Source organism: Rhizobium sp. 25PS6 (genome assembly GCF_032464655.1).
Taxonomy (GTDB): Bacteria; Pseudomonadota; Alphaproteobacteria; order Rhizobiales; family Rhizobiaceae; genus Rhizobium; species Rhizobium laguerreae.
Window position 1 is genome coordinate 159,129 of sequence record NZ_JAWDIV010000015.1, and the last position, 17,823, is coordinate 176,951.

General features: G+C 61.6%; 18 protein-coding genes and 1 other RNA gene. 10 read left to right on the forward strand and 9 right to left on the reverse strand.

Features of this window, described 5'->3' with window-relative positions; all coding sequences use genetic code 11:
* Window positions 1–37 precede the first annotated feature (37 nt).
* The 4 genes from RWK44_RS22095 to ssrA form a co-directional block, all read right to left on the reverse strand.
* Window positions 38–298 (reverse strand): ribbon-helix-helix domain-containing protein, encoded by a 261-nt coding sequence (locus RWK44_RS22095; RefSeq protein WP_020050787.1) that lies wholly within the window; start codon window positions 296–298, stop codon window positions 38–40.
* Between the two features lie 153 nt (window positions 299–451).
* Window positions 452–646 (reverse strand): DUF4169 family protein, encoded by a 195-nt coding sequence (locus RWK44_RS22100; protein ID WP_131639470.1) that lies wholly within the window; start codon window positions 644–646, stop codon window positions 452–454.
* A gap of 49 nt (window positions 647–695) precedes the next feature.
* The gene (locus RWK44_RS22105) at window positions 696–1,211 is read right to left on the reverse strand and encodes an SspB family protein (protein ID WP_020050784.1); all 516 of its coding nucleotides are present in this window, start codon (window positions 1,209–1,211) and stop codon (window positions 696–698) included.
* Between the two features lie 128 nt (window positions 1,212–1,339).
* Window positions 1,340–1,702, reverse strand: a transfer-messenger RNA (tmRNA) gene (ssrA, locus tag RWK44_RS22110).
* Between the two features lie 111 nt (window positions 1,703–1,813).
* Between ssrA and RWK44_RS22115 the strand changes: the two genes are divergently transcribed.
* The 5 genes from RWK44_RS22115 (at window position 1,814) to RWK44_RS22135 (ending at window position 7,269) form a co-directional block, all read left to right on the forward strand.
* A complete protein-coding gene (locus RWK44_RS22115; protein ID WP_012758237.1) occupies window positions 1,814–2,608 on the forward strand; it encodes a thymidylate synthase in 795 nt (264 codons plus the stop codon).
* A 13-nt stretch (window positions 2,609–2,621) separates the two neighbouring features.
* Window positions 2,622–3,140, forward strand: coding sequence for a dihydrofolate reductase (locus RWK44_RS22120; RefSeq protein WP_072637847.1), 519 nt, complete (start codon window positions 2,622–2,624; stop codon window positions 3,138–3,140).
* A 148-nt stretch (window positions 3,141–3,288) separates the two neighbouring features.
* Window positions 3,289–4,371: an FtsH protease activity modulator HflK gene (gene hflK, locus RWK44_RS22125; protein WP_027668568.1), complete on the forward strand. Its 1,083-nt coding sequence runs from the start codon at window positions 3,289–3,291 to the stop codon at window positions 4,369–4,371.
* A gap of 3 nt (window positions 4,372–4,374) precedes the next feature.
* Entirely contained in the window at window positions 4,375–5,337 is a 963-nt protein-coding gene (hflC, locus tag RWK44_RS22130) for a protease modulator HflC (RefSeq protein WP_062945356.1), read from the forward strand.
* A 201-nt stretch (window positions 5,338–5,538) separates the two neighbouring features.
* A complete protein-coding gene (locus tag RWK44_RS22135) occupies window positions 5,539–7,269 on the forward strand; it encodes a Do family serine endopeptidase (RefSeq protein WP_131666723.1) in 1,731 nt (576 codons plus the stop codon).
* A 12-nt stretch (window positions 7,270–7,281) separates the two neighbouring features.
* Here the strand turns inward: RWK44_RS22135 and RWK44_RS22140 are convergent, their stop codons facing one another.
* From RWK44_RS22140 to serB, 3 genes are read right to left on the reverse strand one after another with little or no spacing between them, the layout of a single operon-like run.
* Entirely contained in the window at window positions 7,282–7,569 is a 288-nt protein-coding gene (locus tag RWK44_RS22140) for a BrnA antitoxin family protein (protein ID WP_077978754.1), read from the reverse strand.
* The gene (locus tag RWK44_RS22145) at window positions 7,547–7,837 is read right to left on the reverse strand and encodes a BrnT family toxin (RefSeq protein WP_131666724.1); all 291 of its coding nucleotides are present in this window, start codon (window positions 7,835–7,837) and stop codon (window positions 7,547–7,549) included. The genes RWK44_RS22140 and RWK44_RS22145 overlap by 23 nt, the downstream gene beginning before the upstream one ends.
* Window positions 7,838–7,885: 48 nt before the next feature.
* On the reverse strand, window positions 7,886–8,776 hold the full coding sequence (gene serB, locus RWK44_RS22150) for a phosphoserine phosphatase SerB (RefSeq protein WP_221942368.1): 891 nt from the start codon (window positions 8,774–8,776) through the stop codon (window positions 7,886–7,888).
* On the opposite strand from serB, the gene miaA reads away from it, so the two are divergent.
* Window positions 8,775–9,671, forward strand: coding sequence for a tRNA (adenosine(37)-N6)-dimethylallyltransferase MiaA (miaA, locus tag RWK44_RS22155; protein ID WP_221942367.1), 897 nt, complete (start codon window positions 8,775–8,777; stop codon window positions 9,669–9,671). The two genes, serB and miaA, sit on opposite strands and share 2 nt — an antisense overlap.
* Before the next feature lie 20 nt (window positions 9,672–9,691).
* On the opposite strand, the gene pdxR is transcribed toward miaA, so the two are convergent.
* Window positions 9,692–11,176, reverse strand: a complete 1,485-nt coding sequence (gene pdxR / locus RWK44_RS22160) for a MocR-like pyridoxine biosynthesis transcription factor PdxR (protein WP_221942366.1) — start codon at window positions 11,174–11,176, stop codon at window positions 9,692–9,694.
* Between the two features lie 144 nt (window positions 11,177–11,320).
* On the opposite strand from pdxR, the gene RWK44_RS22165 reads away from it, so the two are divergent.
* Both RWK44_RS22165 and RWK44_RS22170 read left to right on the forward strand, forming a co-directional pair.
* Window positions 11,321–11,956 carry a LysE family translocator gene (locus RWK44_RS22165; protein ID WP_316029377.1) on the forward strand — a complete coding sequence of 212 codons (636 nt, stop codon included), beginning with the start codon at window positions 11,321–11,323 and terminating at the stop codon, window positions 11,954–11,956.
* Window positions 11,957–11,977: 21 nt separating this feature from the next.
* Window positions 11,978–12,904, forward strand: coding sequence for a dihydrodipicolinate synthase family protein (locus RWK44_RS22170; protein ID WP_221942365.1), 927 nt, complete (start codon window positions 11,978–11,980; stop codon window positions 12,902–12,904).
* Here RWK44_RS22170 and RWK44_RS22175 read toward each other — a convergent pair.
* Entirely contained in the window at window positions 12,889–14,913 is a 2,025-nt protein-coding gene (locus RWK44_RS22175) for an ATP-binding protein (RefSeq protein WP_221999353.1), read from the reverse strand. The genes RWK44_RS22170 and RWK44_RS22175 overlap by 16 nt on opposite strands.
* Before the next feature lie 323 nt (window positions 14,914–15,236).
* Between RWK44_RS22175 and RWK44_RS22180 the strand changes: the two genes are divergently transcribed.
* Both RWK44_RS22180 and ilvN read left to right on the forward strand, forming a co-directional pair.
* On the forward strand, window positions 15,237–17,027 hold the full coding sequence (locus RWK44_RS22180) for an acetolactate synthase 3 large subunit (protein WP_131639461.1): 1,791 nt from the start codon (window positions 15,237–15,239) through the stop codon (window positions 17,025–17,027).
* Between the two features lie 85 nt (window positions 17,028–17,112).
* On the forward strand, window positions 17,113–17,685 hold the full coding sequence (gene ilvN, locus RWK44_RS22185; RefSeq protein ID WP_003560902.1) for an acetolactate synthase small subunit: 573 nt from the start codon (window positions 17,113–17,115) through the stop codon (window positions 17,683–17,685).
* Window positions 17,686–17,823 lie beyond the last annotated feature (138 nt).

The following is a 17,823-nucleotide window of genomic DNA, read 5'->3' on the forward strand; positions in this document are numbered from 1 at the left end:
GAATTTGATTCATGCAAGACGCTTCAGGTCTTTGTTTTCATTGATGTCGTCCCAAATCGCTACGCGATTTTGAGCAACATGCATCAAGGCTGGTGGCCTTCAGCCAGGAAAGCACATGCAAGCGCAGCGCCGAGGACAGATTGCTGTCCGGTGGGCGGTGGTCGTCGATTTCGGAGATCAGGGCGGCGAGCGGTATCGAACGGGCTCCGGCAATCGTCTTCAACTCGGTCCAGAACTCATCCTCCAGCGAGAAACTGGTGCGATGGCCGTGCAATGTCGCCGAATGCTTGCGAATCATGGGGCCTTCACATCCCGGACGGAGCACAGCGCGTCCGAGACGCGCTCCGGACTTTCCATCAAATTAAGGGTGGGTTGGCAGATCGATTCAAGGAAAATGCGCAAGTGGCTGATCGCAGAATCCATTCCGGCTTTCACGCGTTGCGTGAAACCGTCACGCGCCGTCGTCATCCGTCTCGATCCGGCCGTCGCGATGGGCTTTATCGGCCTTGTCGTTCAGGCTGCGCGTCAGCTGTTTCTCGGCCTTGGTGCGGCCGAAGGAGACGCGGTTCTGTTCGGCCTGCTTCTCCTTTTCGGAGCGAGCCTGCTTCTTGCGGAACTGGCGCAGATTGATGATTTCGGCGCTCATGCGGTTGCCTGGACCCTCACGAAAAAGGGAGGCTTGGCCTCCCTCCAGATCACTGCTTCTTGCGGAAGGAGTCGAGCGAGACGACGGAGCCCGGTTTCTTCTCCTCGCCGTCGGCGGGTTTTGCGCCTGCAGCGTCAACGGGCTTCCCGGCCGCATCCACCGGATAGGCGGTGATTTCGCCGGACGGCAATTCCTCGCCATCGGCGAGCGGTACGTCGAATTCGAGCTCGAAGTTGACGGAGGGATCGTAAAAGCCGCGGATCGCATTGAATGGGATAACCAGCTTTTCCGGAACGTCTGAGAAGGAAAGGCCGATCTCGAAATGCGTCTCGGTGATCTTCATGTCCCAGAACTGGTGCTGGATGACGATGGTCATCTGCTCGGGGTATTTCGACTTCAGGTGCTGGGAGATGCGCACGCCGGTGGCGCCGGTGAGGAAGGTGATGAAGAAGTGATGATCACCGGGCAGACGGCCCGTCGCTGCGACTTCCGCCAAAACCTTGCGGATGACGCCGCGAAGTGCATCCTGTGCCAGAATGTCGTAGCGGATATGATCCTGCCCCATGCTTTTCCTGTCTTTCGTCGGTTCGGAAGTCTTTTCACAAGGTTATATGCCACGTCCGGGCGCCTTGGGAAAGACCGGAGCCGAGTCACGTTTTTAAGCAGCATACATGATTTCGGCGGCAGGGAGAAGGTGAAGGCTTCTGTTGCCAGGTGCCTTCGAACCCCGCCTAGAGGTGCGAACCACTAGGACTTTGATTGAAGTGTCACACCGCGATTAAGCAGCGAGACGAGCTTCCGCATAGTTGTCGTTTGCAACTACAATTTTAGCCCGATAACGGCGGTACAATGCCGAGCAAAAAGACGATCTTTACACCCTTGTCGATCCTGTTTCGCCCCCATCAAAAGCCGGCCTCTAAGACCGCCGGTTTTTGGTGGAGGCGCCGGGTACCGCCCCCGGGTCCAATAGGTTTATTACACCGCTCATTTATCGCCATAGCCGACCCGAAAGCCGGCAAGGCTGATATAGTGGTTTCCTCAGCCCAAGGAAAGGGCAAACGTCATAAAAGCGTTATGCGGCCCATCAGAAACATTGGGAAAATACCGGCCGGTGATTGGTTTCCCGGCTCCGAAGGCTTAAATTGGCCGAAAGGGAATCAGCGCGACATGAAGCAATATCTCGATCTCTTGAATCATGTGATGGAAAAGGGCTCCGACCGGGGCGACCGCACCGGCACCGGCACGCGCTCGGTCTTCGGCTACCAGATGCGCTTCGACCTCGAAGAAGGCTTCCCCGTCCTTACCACGAAGAAGCTGCATCTGCGCTCGATCATCCACGAGCTTTTATGGTTCCTGAAGGGCGAGACGAATATCCGCTATCTCAAGGAGAACGGCGTTTCGATCTGGGACGAATGGGCCGATGAAAACGGCGATCTCGGGCCGGTCTACGGCGCCCAGTGGCGCTCCTGGCCAGCGCCCGACGGCGGCCATATCGACCAGATCGCCAATCTCGTCAAAGGCATCGTCAACAATCCGAATTCGCGCCGCCACATCGTCTCGGCCTGGAATCCGGCCGAAGTGGACGAAATGGCGCTGCCGCCCTGCCATTGCCTGTTCCAGTTCTATGTGGCTGACGGCAAGCTTTCCTGCCAGCTCTACCAGCGCTCGGCCGATATCTTCCTCGGCGTGCCGTTCAACATCGCCTCCTATGCGCTGCTGACGATGATGGTGGCTCAGGTGACCGGGCTGAAGCCCGGCGATTTCGTCCACACGCTCGGCGACGCCCATCTCTATCACAACCATTTCGACCAGGCGAAGCTGCAGCTAGCGCGCCGGCCGAAGCCGCTGCCTTTCATGCGCATCAAGCCTGATGTGAAGGACATTTTCGGCTTCACCTTCGACGATTTCGAGCTGATCGGCTACGAGGCCGATGCCAGCATCAAGGCGCCGATCGCCGTCTGATCCGGGACATTCCATGGCCGACATTCGCAGGACCATTATCGCCGCGGTTGCCCGCAACGGCATTATCGGCCGCGACGGCGATATGCCGTGGCGGCTTTCGAGCGATCTGAAGCGCTTCAAGGCGCTGACATTGGGAAAGCCTGTCGTGATGGGCCGCAAGACTTACGATTCGATCGGCAAGCCACTGCCGGGACGGCCGAACGTCGTCATTTCGCGGCAAGCGGCGATAGACCATCCCGATGTCTCCATGGCCCATTCGCTGTCCGAGGCGATGACGGTGGCCGACAGGCTGGCGCTCGAAACCGGCGTCGACGAGATTTGCATTATCGGCGGCGGGCAGGTCTACGCGCAGGCGATCGGTCTTGCCGACCGGATGTGCATCACGCATGTCGAGGCCGATCTCGACGGAGACGCGTCGTTTCCCGCGATCGATCCCGACATCTGGCAGGCGGGGGAGGTGATCGCGGTGCCGGCTGGCGAAAAGGACAGTTATCCCACACGTTTCATCGTCTACGAACGCCGTTACGCCTGAAAATGAACTATTTTCCAATTAAATTGACCAAGTTTCTCACGCTGCGTTGAAAGCCGATGCGCTGATACCTATAACGGTCACCAACGCGTCCGCCGGCCAGCCCCCACGGTTTCGGATGCGTGGAGACTTAACGAACAACGAGGTTTTGATGCCCTGGAGCAATCAGAATGGCGGCGGCGGCCCTTGGGGCGGCGGCGGCGGTAATAATCAGGGACCATGGGGACAGGGGCCGAACCGGCCGCGCGGTGGCGGCGGCAAGGGCGGACCGCCTGATCTAGAAGATATTATCCGGCGCGGCCAGGACCAGCTGCGCAACATCATACCCGGCGGCTTCAACGGCGGCGTGGCAGTGATCGTCGCGGCGATCGTCGCGGTCTTCTGGCTGATCCAGTGCATTTATGTCGTGCAGCCGGACGAACGCGGCGTCGAGCTGCGGTTCGGCACGCCGAAGGACGAGATTTCCATGCCGGGCCTGCATTTCCACTTTTGGCCGATGGAAACAGTGGAGACGGTCAAGGTGACCGTACAGCAGCTGAACATCGGGGCGACTTCGGCATCGTCTTCGAACGGCCTGATGCTGTCCAGCGACAAAAGCGTCATCAACGTGCAGTTCGCGGTCTTCTATACCGTCAGCGATCCCAAGGCCTATCTCTTCAACGTCGAAAATCCGGCGGAGACGCTGCAGCAGGTATCCGACAGTGCCATGCGTGAGATCGTCGGCCGACGTCCGGCGCAGGACGCTTTCCGCAGCAATCGTCAGCCGATCGAAGTGGACGTGCTTAACATCCTGCAGGACACGATGAACCGCTATGGCGCGGGCGTGACCGTGACCGGCGTGACGATCCAGAATGTGGCGCCGCCGCGGGAAGTCGCCGATGCTTTCGAAGAAGTGCAGCGTGCCGGCCGTGACCGCGACAGCACGATCGAAGAGGCCAATCGCTACACGAACCAGAAGCTCGGCCAGGCGCGAGGCGATGCGGCCAGAATCCGTGAAGATGCAGCCGCTTACAAAGACCGCGTCGTGAAGGAGGCGGAAGGTGAAGCGCAGCGATTCACGGCGATCAACGACGAATATTCGAAGGCGCCCGACGTGACCCGCAAGCGGTTGTATCTCGAAACGATGGAGCAGGTGCTGAAGAATTCCCGGAAGGTCATTATCGACGAGAAGCAGGGCGTCCTGCCCTATCTGCCGCTCAATGAGCTCGGCAAGCCTGCGCAGCAGGGAGGTTGAGTCATGACATCGAACAGACTTCCCATCATTCTCATCATCCTCGCCATCGTGCTGGTCGGGCTTTATTCGTCCATCTTCGTGGTGAATGCACGCGAGCAGGCCATCGTCGTCCGTTTCGGCCAGATCCAGTCGGTCAAGACCGAGCCTGGCATTTATTTCAAGCTGCCCTTCGGCTTCATGGATGCCGACCGCGTTCAGCTGGTCGAAAAGCAGGCGCTGAGGCTCGATCTCGACAATATTCGCGTTCAGGTCCAGGATGGCCAGACCTTCGACGTCGATGCCTTCGTGATCTATAACATCTCGGATGTTCGCCGCTTCCGCGAAACGGTCTCGGGCGATCGCGAAGCCGCGGAAGCGCGGTTGAGAGCGCAGCTCGATTCATCGCTTCGTCGTGTCTACGGTCTGCGTGACTACAATGCCGCTCTCTCGGAAGAGCGTGTCGCGATGATGCTGGAGATTCGCGACGACCTGCGCACGGATGCCGAAAATCTCGGCCTGCATATAGACGACGTTCGCATCCGCCGCACCGACCTTTCGCCGGAGGTTGCGCCCAACACCTATAACGCCATGCGTTCGGAACGCCTTGCCGAGGCCGAGCGCATCCGTGCCGAGGGCAATGAGGAAGGCCAGCGGCGGCGCGCCATCGCCGACCGTCAGGTTGTCGAGTTCACCGCGGGCGCCCAGCGCGATGCGGAAATCCTTCGGGGCCAGGGCGATGCGGAACGAAACCGCGTCTTTGCCGAAGTCTTCAGCAAGGATCCAGCCTTCTTCGAGTTCTATCGCTCGATGGCGGCCTATTCCTCCGCTCTCTCGTCGCAGGACACGACGCTGGTGCTGTCGCCGAATTCGGAATTCTTCCGCTATTTCGACAATGCCGCCGGCACCCTGCAGCCGACAAATCCGGCCGCGCCAGTTCCGGCAGTTCCGGGCGCAACTGCTCCCGCAGCACCGGTCCCGGCGAACTGACAGCCCGCGAAACGACCACCGACAATTTCGGAAGGGCCGGCCCGAGCGCCGGCCCTTTTTTCGTGGAATGATTGAGACGATCCGGCTTTTGCGAGGCCACCTCACATTGCACGGGGATTTCGCGAAAAGGTGATTTCACCCTCCATCATTCCGCCTTATGCTGATGCTCAATGTGCGCATGCACCCTTATGAGGAAGCTTGATGGCCCCCACGATTCGCTCGCCCTTCAGACGAACGCTAGCGCTTATGGCCAGCGCCGCAATCCTGGCGCAAGCCGGCGTGAGCGGGATTGCCTATGCGCAAACCGCGCCTGAGACGACCGCACCCGGGGTTATTGCACCCGCTCCAGCTACTCCGGAAACGGCTGCTCCCGCTCCTACGCCTCCCGCAGCCGTCGCACCGCAGCAGACCGCTCCGATCCAGGCCGCCGTGCCCAACACCGGCCCGGCTTCCGTCGCCGATCTTGCCGAAGGCCTGCTCGACGCCGTGGTCAACATCTCGACCTCGCAGAAGGTGAAGGACGATGAGGGCGCGGGTCCGGCGCCCCGCGCCCCCGACGGCTCGCCTTTCCAGGAATTCTTCAACGACTTTTTCAACAAGCAACAAGGCAACAAGGGCGGCAACCACAATGTCAGCTCGCTTGGCTCCGGCTTCGTCATCGATCCGACCGGCTATATCGTCACCAACAACCACGTGATCGAGGGCGCCGACGATATCGAGATCAATTTCGCCAATGGTTCGAAGCTCAAGGCGAAGCTGATCGGCACCGATACGAAGACCGATCTTTCGGTGCTGAAGGTCGAGCCGAAGACGCCGTTGAAATCCGTGAAATTCGGCGATTCCAGCACGATGCGCATCGGTGATTGGGTAATGGCGATCGGCAATCCGTTCGGCTTCGGCGGTTCGGTGACGGTGGGCATCATTTCCGGGCGTGGCCGCAACATCAATGCCGGCCCCTACGACAATTTCATCCAGACGGATGCGGCAATCAACAAGGGCAATTCCGGCGGTCCGCTCTTCAATATGAAGGGCGAAGTGATCGGCATCAACACGGCGATCATTTCGCCGAGCGGCGGCTCGATCGGCATCGGCTTTTCGGTGCCGTCGGAGCTTGCTTCCGGCGTCGTTGATCAGCTGCGGGAATATGGCGAGACGCGGCGCGGTTGGCTCGGCGTGCGCATACAGCCGGTGACCGACGATATCGCCGACAGCCTCGGGCTCGACACCGCAAAGGGTGCGCTGGTCGCCGGCGTCATCAAGGGCGGCCCCGTCGACGACGGTTCGATCAAGGCGGGCGACGTCATTTTGAAATTCGACGGCAAGACCGTCAGCGAAATGCGCGACCTGCCGCGCGTCGTGGCGGAAAGCACTGTCGGCAAGGAAGTCGACGTGGTGGTGCTGCGCGACGGCAAAGAGCAGACCGTCAAGGTGAAACTCGGCCGGCTCGAGGACAGCGATCAGGCGGCTGCGTCCGACGATTCAGCACCCGACGGCTCGCAGGACGACGGCGTGATCATTCCGGATCCCGGCGAGAATAATGACATGGACCAGCCGGATTCCGGCGATCAGGCCAAGCCTGCACCTGATACACCCGACCAGCATAAGGGCCAGGTGTCGCCGGATGTGGCCACGCCGAAGAACGTGCTCGGGCTGTCGCTGTCGCTCTTGAGCGCCGAAACGCGCAAGGCCTTCGGCATCGCCGAGAGCGTCGATGGTGTCGTCGTGACGGAAGTGACGCCCGGCTCCGCCTCGGCTGAAAAGGGGCTGAAGCCCGGCGACGTCATCGTCGAGGTGGCGCAGGAGTTCATGAAGTCGCCGGATGCGGTCGCCGCCAAGGTGCAGGCGCTGAAACAGGAAGGCCGCCGCAATGCCCAGCTGATGATCGCAGGGGCGAATGGCGATCTGCGGTTCGTGGCGGTGCCGATGGAGTAAGCGAAGGAGCGGTCAGCCGCTCCTCTTTTGATACCTAGCGACGTGGGTGCGCAACGCGGCATTGATGTCCGTCTGGTAGCCGCGGCCGCCCGCATGGCTCTTGAACCAGTCTAGGATATCGGCATCCAGGCGGATAGTCACTGATTGCTTCAGCGGCCGGTACAAATTGCCCTTGCGAGCTAGGCGCCACTGTTCATCGGTGATCTCAGGAATGTCGCCAGTGTCGATATCCTCTTCGGGAAGCTTCTCCAGTGCCCGAAGTTCGGCGAGCTGCGCGTCAGTTAAGGGTCGATTGCTCATATCGTCTTCTCTCGTGAGATATCGCCTTTCGAGCGCTGATCACTCGGACGGTCTCTTCATCCTCGGCGAGGATGATATGGACGGCGACCAGTACAATCACCAAACCCACGACGCCGATCGCCAGCCATCTTTGTTCGCCGTCATAGACCGCGTCCGGAATGAGAAGATACTGCGGATCATTCCAGATCAGACACGCTGTCTCGAAGGATACGCCATGCTTGGCCTTGTTGGTCCGGTTCTTCTCGTCGTTCCATTGAAACCGCGGCATGTCTTATCCGACAAAATTGTACGTACAAATTTGTAAAATTTCGAGAAGCTATCGTGAAGCGAAATCCGTCTTCCGGTAGCCCTGGATATAAAGCAGTGCGGTCAGGTCGCCGTGGTTGATTTGAATTCGCGCTTGAGCAGCGACGGTGGGCTTGGCGTGGAGGGCAACGCCGGAGCCGGCTAGCTGCAGCATGCCGAGATCGTTGGCGCCGTCGCCGACGGCGATCGCTTCTTCCGGCGAAATGCTGAGGCTTGCCGCAATCTCGTTCAGCGCATCGACTTTCGCCTGCTTGCCGAGGATCGGTTCGGCGACGAAGCCGGAGAGAATGCCTCCGTCTTCGAGCAGCATGTTGGCACGGTTCTCGTCGAAGCCGAGGGTGGCGGCGATGCGGCTGGTGAAAACCGTGAAACCGCCGGAGACAAGCGCGGTGTAATGGCCTTTCGACTTCATGGTGGCGATCAGTTCCAGGCCGCCCGGGGTGAGCGTGATGCGCTTGGCGATGACCTCGTCGACGACCGATATCGGCAGCCCCTTCAGCAGGGCGACACGCTCACGCAGGGCGGGCTCGAAAGCGATCTCGCCGTTCATGGCGCGCGCAGTGATGGTCGCCACCTTCTCCTTCAGGCCGACTTCAGCGGCGAGTTCATCGATGCATTCCTGGCCGATCATCGTCGAATCCATATCGGCGATCAGCAGCTTCTTGCGGCGGGTCTCCTGCTCCTGGATAACGAGGTCGACGGGCGCGCTTGATATTACGGCAAGGATATTGGCCTCGGCCGCGTGCCTATCGGTGCCGTCGCGCAGCGCGATGTCGCAGGCAACGCCATCGGCCAGCCAGTAGAGACCGGCAGCGTTCACGGCCTCGGCCGCCTGCTCGGCGATTTCGGGGGTCAGCACGGGATTTGACGGATTGGCAACAAGCGTGGCAACGAGGGCCATGATGGAAAACCTTCTGAGCACAGTGAACGCGATCCTGATAACCGGGCCGACCGCCAGCGGCAAGTCCGCGCTCGCCGTCGAATTGGCCAGACGCCATGACGGCGCGGTCGTCAACGCCGACAGCATGCAGGTCTACGACACGCTGCGGGTGCTGACCGCGCGGCCGTCGGAAGAGGAAATGCAGGGCGTGCCGCATCATCTCTACGGTCATGTGCCGGCGGCTGCGGCCTATTCGACCGGCGCCTGGCTGCGGGATGTCTCGGCACTATTACCGGGGCTCAGGGACGCAGGACGGCTGCCGGTCTTCGTCGGCGGCACGGGACTTTATTTCAAGGCGCTGACCGGTGGTCTCTCCGATATGCCCGAGATACCGGAGGTGTTGCGGGAGAAACTCAGGACGCGGCTGCTGGAGGAGGGGCCGGACAGGCTCTATATCGAACTCGCCGAGGCCGACCCCGCCATGGCGGCAAGCCTGAACCGCCAGGACGGGCAGCGCATCGTCCGGGCGCTGGAGGTAGTAAAGGCGACGGGGCGGTCGATCGCCGATTTCCAAGGCCGGTCGGGACCGATGGTCATCGACGCGGCTGAGGCCCACAAGATCGTCGTGCTGCCGGACAGAGCAGTGCTGCACCAGCGCATCAACGGGCGTTTCGAAAAGATGCTGCAGCAAGGCGCAGAAGACGAGGTACGGGCTCTGCTTGCGCTCGATCTGCCGGCCGAGACGCCGGTGATGAAGGCAATCGGCGTGTCGCAAATTGCGGCGATGCTGAGGGGTGAGATAACGCGCGACGAGGTACTGGAGAAGGGTGCTGCGGCGACGCGGCAATATGCCAAGCGGCAAATGACATGGTTCCGCAACCAGATGGACGATAGCTGGGAGCGGTTGACGGTTTAAGCTTCAGCTTGTAGCGGGCCTTATGGTTGAGACATCTGCTGGCTCAGCAGTTTGACGAGTTCGCGAACCGCCGCCTGCAGCTGGTCCGGCAGAAATCCGCCGAAGCCCAGCATCAGGCCGGGATGCGCCGGCCGTGTGGCATACATTGGGGAGATCGCCCGCACGGCGAGGCCGGACGAGAGGGCGCGGGCTGCGAGTTGCACGTCGTCGACCTCCTCGGGCAGCCATAGAAGAATATGCATGCCCTGGTCGCTCTGCTGGACGCGGCAGCCCTCAGGCAAGGCCCGATCGAGCGCCGAAAGCAGAACAGCGCGGCGCTCGGCATAGAGGCCGCGGATGCGTCGGATGTGCGCTTCGAAATAGCCTTCCCGCATATAGGCCGCCAGAACGTGCTGTTCGGCGGTCGGCGAATGCCGGTCGAGAATGGCGCGGGCGCCGGCAAAGGCTTCCGCGAGTGGCGAAGGGGCGATGACGTAGCCGAGGCGCAGGGAGGGAAAGAGCACCTTGCTGAAGGTGCCGAGATAGATGACGCGTGAGGGACGCAGCCCTTGCATCGAGGGAAAGGGATGTCCGGCATAACGCAGCTCGCTGTCGTAGTCGTCTTCGACGATCCAGGCGCGATTTTGGTCGGCCCAGGTGATCAAGGAATTGCGCCGAGCCATGCTGAGCGGCATTCCGATCGGATATTGGTGCGACGGGGTCACGAATGCGGCGCGCGCCTGCGGGCATAGCTCAAGGCCGCGTTCCACGTTCATTCCCTGTGCATCGACCGGCAGGCGGTGCGTCTGGACGCCGAGATCATCGAGCACCGCCGTCAGCCCGGGATATGCCGGATCCTCGGCCCATACCGCATCGTCACGCGAGAGAAGCACCCGGCCTGCCATATAGAGGCCTTGCTGGGTGCCCGACGTGACGATGACCTGTTCCGGCTCGCAATGAACGGCCCGCGCGCGGCGGACGTGATCGGCAATGGCAAACCTGAGTTCGAGCAAACCCATAGGATCGTGGTAACCCGAGGGGGCGGCCTGTCGCGACGCGCGCACACGGTTGCCGAGACGGCGCCAGTTGTCGTCCGGCGCAATACCGCAGGCCGGGACGGCGATGGCGAAGGGAACGGGCGGGTGAGGGGTGAGCGCACGGGCGATGGAAATCAGCCGGGCCGCCTGGGACGGCAGATCGACAGCATCCGCAGTAGACGGCACTGCCGGAGTGGGCGGGCGGGCCGGCGTCGCGTCCATCAGATCAGCGGCAACGCGGGTTCCGGCTCCGACCCGCGCTTCGAGATAGCCTTCTGCGGTCAACTGATCGAACACCTCGACGACAGTGCCGCGCGCGATTTTCAGCGAAGCCGCAAGGCTACGCGTCGAAGGAAGGCGTTCTCCCGACCTCAGCTCACTGCGGGCGATTGCGTTCCGCAGGGCCTGCGCAAGCTGGCGACCGACATTGGCCGTTCGATCGATCGCCTCGAGCGATGGTATTTCGATGGTGCTGCGCCGTTTGGACATCGCAAAATGGTCTATACAAATTCTTCAAAATGGCACTTCATGATGAACCAATTTTGGAAGAAAAGGAAGCTTATTGGCGGTTCCCGACGGAGCATTCTTCGTCTTCGTGGGGCGTGCGGGCGCAAACTCCGGAAAAAAACGTAAATGCAGGATCTTCTCGTCGTCTACCAGGATCTTCTCGTCGTCTACATTGCCTACGCAATCGCTGCAGGCAGTCCCGGACCAAGCAATATGGCCATCATGAATGTGGCGATGCGGCAAGGGCGTCGACCGGCGCTCGCCCTTGCCGCTGGTGTTATAACGATGTCGACATGCTGGGGGCTGATCGCGGTCACCGGCATCTCGACACTCCTCGTCCGCTATGCCCATGCCCTGCTGTTCCTTAAGATCGCAGGCGGATTGTACCTTCTCTGGCTCGCCTGGAGAGCGGCCCGCTCGGCCGCCGCCCCGGATAGGCCGGCAAGCGAGGCCGTGCGGCCTGCCGCGCAACGCGGCGCGCTCTATCGTCGCGGCGTTCTGATGCATCTCGGCAATCCGAAGGCGGTTCTGGCCTGGGTGGCGATCATGTCGCTCGGCCTCAAGCCGGGCGCTTCGCCGGAGATGGCCGTCACCGCCTTCGGCGGCTGCGTGCTCTTGGGGATCTGGATTTTTGCCGGCTATGCCGTGCTCTTCTCCACGGCACCGATGGTGCGCGGCTACGCCCGTGCGCGGCGGTGGATCGAGGGCAGTCTTGCCGTCTTCTTCGCGGGCGCCGGATCGCGCCTTCTGTTCTCACATTGACCGGATTTTCAGGATCGCATCATGTCTGTCGCTTCTCCGTTTCATGGACTTTCGGCCTTTCCGCCCACGCCCGCCGACAGGGATGGCCGGGTCGACACCGAAGCCCTCGGTCGCCTGCTGGAACGCCTGTGTGATGCAGGCGTGGCTTCGATAGGCCTTCTCGGCAGCACCGGGATCTATGCCTTTCTCACACGCGAGGAGCGACGGCGAGCCGTCGAGGCTGCCGTCGAGTGCGTTCGCGGTCGTATTCCCCTCGTCGTCGGAGTCGGTGCTCTGAGGACAGACCATGCCCGGAGCCTGGCAAGGGATGCCGAGGCCGGCGGTGCAGGCGCTCTTCTGCTTGCGCCGGTGTCCTACACGCCGCTGACACAGGACGAAGCCTACGAGCATTTCCTGGCGGTCACCGAGGCGGCGAAGCTGCCGCTTTGTATCTACAACAATCCCGGCACGACCCACTTCACCTTCAGCCGGGATCTTCTGCAGCGCCTATCCGATATCGAGACGGTCAGCGCCGTGAAGATGCCTCTGCCTGCTGACGGCGATTTCGCAGACGAGCTGGCGGCATTGCGAGGCAAGACCAGGCTTGAGATCGGCTACAGCGGCGATTGGGGCGCGGCCGAAGCGCTGCTTTCTGGTGCCGACGCCTGGTACAGCGTCATCGGCGGCGTGCTTCCGCGCGTCGCCCTTGCCCTGAGCAAGGCCGCGATTGCAGGCGAGGGCGGCGAGGCGCATCGGCTCGATGATCTCCTCCAGCCGCTCTGGAAAACGTTCAAAGAGTTCGGAAGCCTTCGCGTGGTCTATACGCTGCTCGACCTTCTCTCACTCGCCAGGGCAGAGCTCCCACGTCCTCTGTTGCCGCTCGGGTCGATGGACCGGCAACGGGTGCTCGAGGCCGTCGAGCCTCTGATCGCATTGGAGAGCGAGCTGAAGCGTCAATCCTTGTTGTAGAGGCCGCTCAGCGGTTTTTTCAGGATGCTTTCGCGCAGCGACGTGCCGGGCTCCCGGCGGGAGACGGCGGGCTGATCCGCCGGCGGTATCGGCCGGGGAAAGACCGGCTCGTCGCGGCGCATCTCACGGCGGAGCGCGTCCAGCCTGGGATCGATCGCGGGTGACGTGGCGGGGTCCAGCCGCGGTGTTTGCGGCAGCAGTTCGCGGCGGTAGGATTCGAGTGGCGCGACGGAAGAGGTGGGCGGCGCGTAGGGCTTCGCGTCGAGATCCTCGTCGGCCGCATCAGCCTCGTCGAAACCTGCCACGGACGCGGCATAATTCTGCTGGAAATTCGAAATGTCGGGTCCGACGGTCACCGCCCGCATGCGCGTGACGATCTTGCGCAAATCGACCGTATCCGGATCTTCCTCGCTCTGCTTGCTGTTGGCGCTGCTCGCCTTCGGCAGGAGGTTTTCGTCGACGCGGGAAAAGCGCATGCGCATCGGCACACTGATCGCCTCGCCAAAGGCGATCGCTTCGCCATTGCCGATCGAGGAGATGAAGCTCGTCGTCGAGATCGACGAGTTCGGGATGGCCGAGCGGATGATTTCCTGGTCGCGGTCGTTGGCGAGGCGCATGGCAAAGAGTGTCGAACACTGCGACAGGATCGTCTGGTCGAGCTCGCCCGGCCGCTGGGTGATGATGCCGAGCGAGACGCCGTATTTGCGGCCTTCCTTGGCGATGCGGGCGATCGCCTGGCGCGTCGGCACGAAGCCGAGGCTCGGATCGGAGGGGATATAACGGTGAGCTTCCTCGCAGACGACGAGCATGTGGATGGCGCCGTCGCTCCACAGCGCCACCTCGAAGGCCATGCGGCAGAGTACGGAGGCGACCGAATTGACGACCTCCGAGGGGATGCCGGCAAGCTGGAAGGTGCAGATCGGCCGATTCTCGCCGGGGATGCGGAAGATCTGCGCGATGGTTTCGGTGATCGTGTCGCTGATCGTGTTGTTGGAGAACATGAAGTGATAGCGCGGATCGTTGATCGCAGCGATGAGGCGCATCTTCAGCGACCGCAGGAAGGGCTTTTCCGAGCGGCCTTCCAGGCGGCCGATGCGCTCGTCGATCAGCGCCAGCAGATCGGCCATGCGGTAGGGAACCGGCGTATCGGCGGTAATCGAACTCTTTTCCGTCGTGCGGCGGACCAGCGAGTTGTCGCTGCCGCGGAAGGCGCGCTTGGCTTCCGGCAGGATATCGCGCAGCATGTCGAGCTCTTCGGGCACCGGCGGGCGGCCGCGAAAGACGACTTCGGCGAATTCCTCCAGTCGCATCAGCCAGAAGGGCAGATCAAGCGTATCGGTATCGATGGTGACGGCGTGCTGAGGAAAGGCGGCGGCGAATTCGTTATGCGGATCGAGGATCAGTACACGCAGCTTCGGGTCCGCCGCGATTGCCTTGTGCAGGAGCAGCGACACGGCCGTCGACTTGCCGACACCGGTGGAGCCGACGACGGCGAAATGCTTGGAGAGCATCGAGGGGATGTGAATCGCCGCGTCGATGCTTTCGTCCTGCGTCAGCTTGCCGATGACGGCGGTCGTACCTTCGCCGGCATCGTAGATGCGCATCAGGTCGGCCGATCGGATGCGGTGCGCGATGGCGCCGAGATAGGGATAACGCGAGATGCCGGTCGAGAATTCTTCGCGCCCGTCCTCGTCGACACGGACTTCGCCGAGCAGCTCGGTCTCGATCTTGAAAATATTGTCTTCGCCTTCGCCCCAGGCATGGCTGCCGGTGTTCATCTGATAGACGAGCGCGACGACGCGGTTGCGGCCGACGCTGATCGAAATCAGCCGCCCCACGGACCAGAGTTCGGTCAGATCGGTGCCGCCCTGTTCGGCGACGGCGGCGATGGTCGCCCGCGACCCGCTGCATGCAACGACGCGGCCGAGAAAGCGATTTCCCGGCGCATGGCCATCGCGGCGATCATGCTCGCCTGCCTTGCCAGAGGTGCGCAAGTCGTTGTTGAGCAAAGGGCTACTCCATGCGGTAGCGTAGAAGAATAAAGTCGATCCTTTAACAAATCCTTCATCCTATCGATTTTCGGGGATGCAGGCGTGGGGCAGTTTTTTATTGCGGCATGCGTTGACGCTGCGAAATTTTCTGTCTATCACTTCCGACCATGAAAATCGCAACGGCTCTTATCGTGGTGGGAAAGCGCATGGGCAGGATGGTGTAACCATCCGGCGATAGCCACCCATGCGCTAGATGACAGGCTCCTCAGGGGCCTTTTTTTATGCCCGAAATTCGGGCTTCCGGCCACAAACGCAATCCCAGCATCAAACGGAACAGACAGATGAGCACGGACAATCAGGCGGCAGGCAATCGGATGACGGGAGCGGAGATCGTTCTCAAGGCGCTGAAGGACAACGGCGTCGAACATATTTTCGGCTATCCCGGCGGCGCCGTCCTGCCGATCTACGACGAGATCTTCCAGCAGGAGGATGTCAAGCACATCCTCGTCCGCCACGAGCAGGGGGCAGGCCATGCGGCCGAAGGTTACGCCCGCTCCACCGGCAAGGTCGGCGTCATGCTGGTGACCTCTGGCCCGGGCGCCACCAATGCCGTCACGCCGCTGCAGGACGCGCTGATGGATTCGATCCCGCTCGTCTGCCTGACCGGACAGGTTCCGACCCCACTGATCGGCTCCGACGCCTTCCAGGAATGCGATACGGTCGGCATCACCCGGCCCTGCACCAAGCACAACTGGCTGGTCAAGGATGTCAACCAGCTTGCCGCCGTCATTCACGAGGCCTTCCGCATCGCCCAGTCCGGCCGTCCGGGCCCCGTCGTCGTCGATATTCCGAAAGACGTGCAGTTTGCGACCGGCACCTACACGCCGCCCGCCGATTACGCGATCCAGAAGAGCTACCAGCCGAAGATCCAGGGCGACCTCAACCAGATCCATGCCGCGATCGAACTGATGGCGAATGCGCGCCGTCCGATCATCTACTCCGGCGGCGGCGTCATCAATTCCGGCCCCGAGGCTTCGAAGCTGCTGCGCGAGCTGGTCGATCTCACCGATTTCCCGATCACTTCGACGCTGATGGGCCTCGGCGCCTATCCCGCTTCGGGCAAGAACTGGCTGAAGATGCTCGGCATGCACGGCTCCTACGAGGCCAATATGGCGATGCACGACTGCGACGTCATGGTCTGCATCGGCGCCCGTTTCGACGACCGCATCACCGGCCGTCTCAATGCCTTTTCGCCGAACTCGAAGAAGATACATATCGATATCGATCCGTCCTCGATCAACAAGAACGTCCGGGTCGATATCGGCATTCGCGGCGATGTCGGCCATGTCCTCGAAGACATGGTCCGCCTGTGGCGGGCGCTGCCGAAGAAGCCGGAAAAGGGTCGCCTGGACGACTGGTGGACCGATATCGCCCGCTGGCGGGCACGCAACTCCTTCGCCTATACGAAGAGCAATGACGTCATCATGCCGCAATATGCGCTAGAGCGGCTCTTTGCCCATACCAAGGACCGCGATACCTACATCACCACCGAAGTCGGCCAGCACCAGATGTGGGCGGCACAGTTCTTCGGTTTCGAGCAGCCGAACCGCTGGATGACCTCGGGAGGCCTCGGCACGATGGGCTACGGTCTGCCGGCCGCGCTTGGCGTGCAGATCGCCCATCCCGACAGCCTCGTCATCGACATTGCCGGCGACGCCTCGATACAGATGTGTATCCAGGAAATGTCGGCAGCGATCCAGCATGATGCGCCGATCAAGATCTTCATCATGAACAACCAGTATATGGGCATGGTGCGCCAGTGGCAGCAGCTGCTGCACGGCAACCGCCTATCGAATTCCTATACGGAGGCGATGCCCGATTTCGTCAAGCTGGCGGAGGCCTATGGCGCTGTCGGCCTGCGCTGCGAAAAGCCGGATGCGCTTGATGACACCATTCTGGAGATGATCGAGGTCAGAAAGCCTGTCATCTTCGATTGCCGCGTCGCCAATCTCGCCAATTGCTTCCCGATGATCCCCTCGGGCAAGGCCCATAACGAAATGCTGCTGCCGGACGAAGCCACCGACGAAGCGGTTGCCAATGCGATCGATGCCAAGGGCCGCGCGCTCGTCTGACATTTTTTAATTTTGCGCATAATCCTTTCCGAAAATCGTTTCCGATTTTCGGGGTTATGCGACAGGGAAGAGGAAACTCAAGACCATGAACGCACACCTACAGCCCACGGGCTCCGCTTACTTCATCTCGCCGGAAACGGCGGCGGTCGAAAGCCACACGCTTTCGGTTCTCGTCGACAACGAACCGGGCGTTCTTGCCCGGGTCATCGGTCTGTTCTCCGGCCGCGGCTACAATATCGAGAGCCTGACGGTCTCCGAGACCGAGCATCAGGCGCATCTTTCCCGCATCACCGTCGTCACTCGCGGCACGCCGCAGGTGCTGGAGCAGATCAAGGCGCAACTGGAACGCATCGTGCCCGTGCACCGCGTCGTCGACCTGACGGTGCGGGCCCGCGAGCTCGGCCAGGACCGGCCGATCGAGCGCGAAGTGGCGCTGGTCAAGGTGATCGGCGAGGGCGAGATGCGTGCCGAGACGCTGCGCCTTGCCGATGCCTTCCATGCCAAGGTGGTGGATGCGACGGTCGGACATTTCATTCTGGAGATCACCGGCAAATCGTCGAAGATCGATCAGTTCGTGGCGATCATGAAGCCGCTTGGCCTCATCGAGGTCTGCCGTACCGGAATTGCGGCGATGAACCGCGGCGTGCAGGGCATGTAAGGCACAAGCTTCATACTTTCCTCGGCGTCATCCTCGGCCTTGTGCCGAGGATCTGCCCACGTATCGAGCGGCGCAGATGCTCGGGACAAGCCCGAGCATGACGAAAGAGGAGTCGGCGGGCTTTGTCAGCAGTTCGAG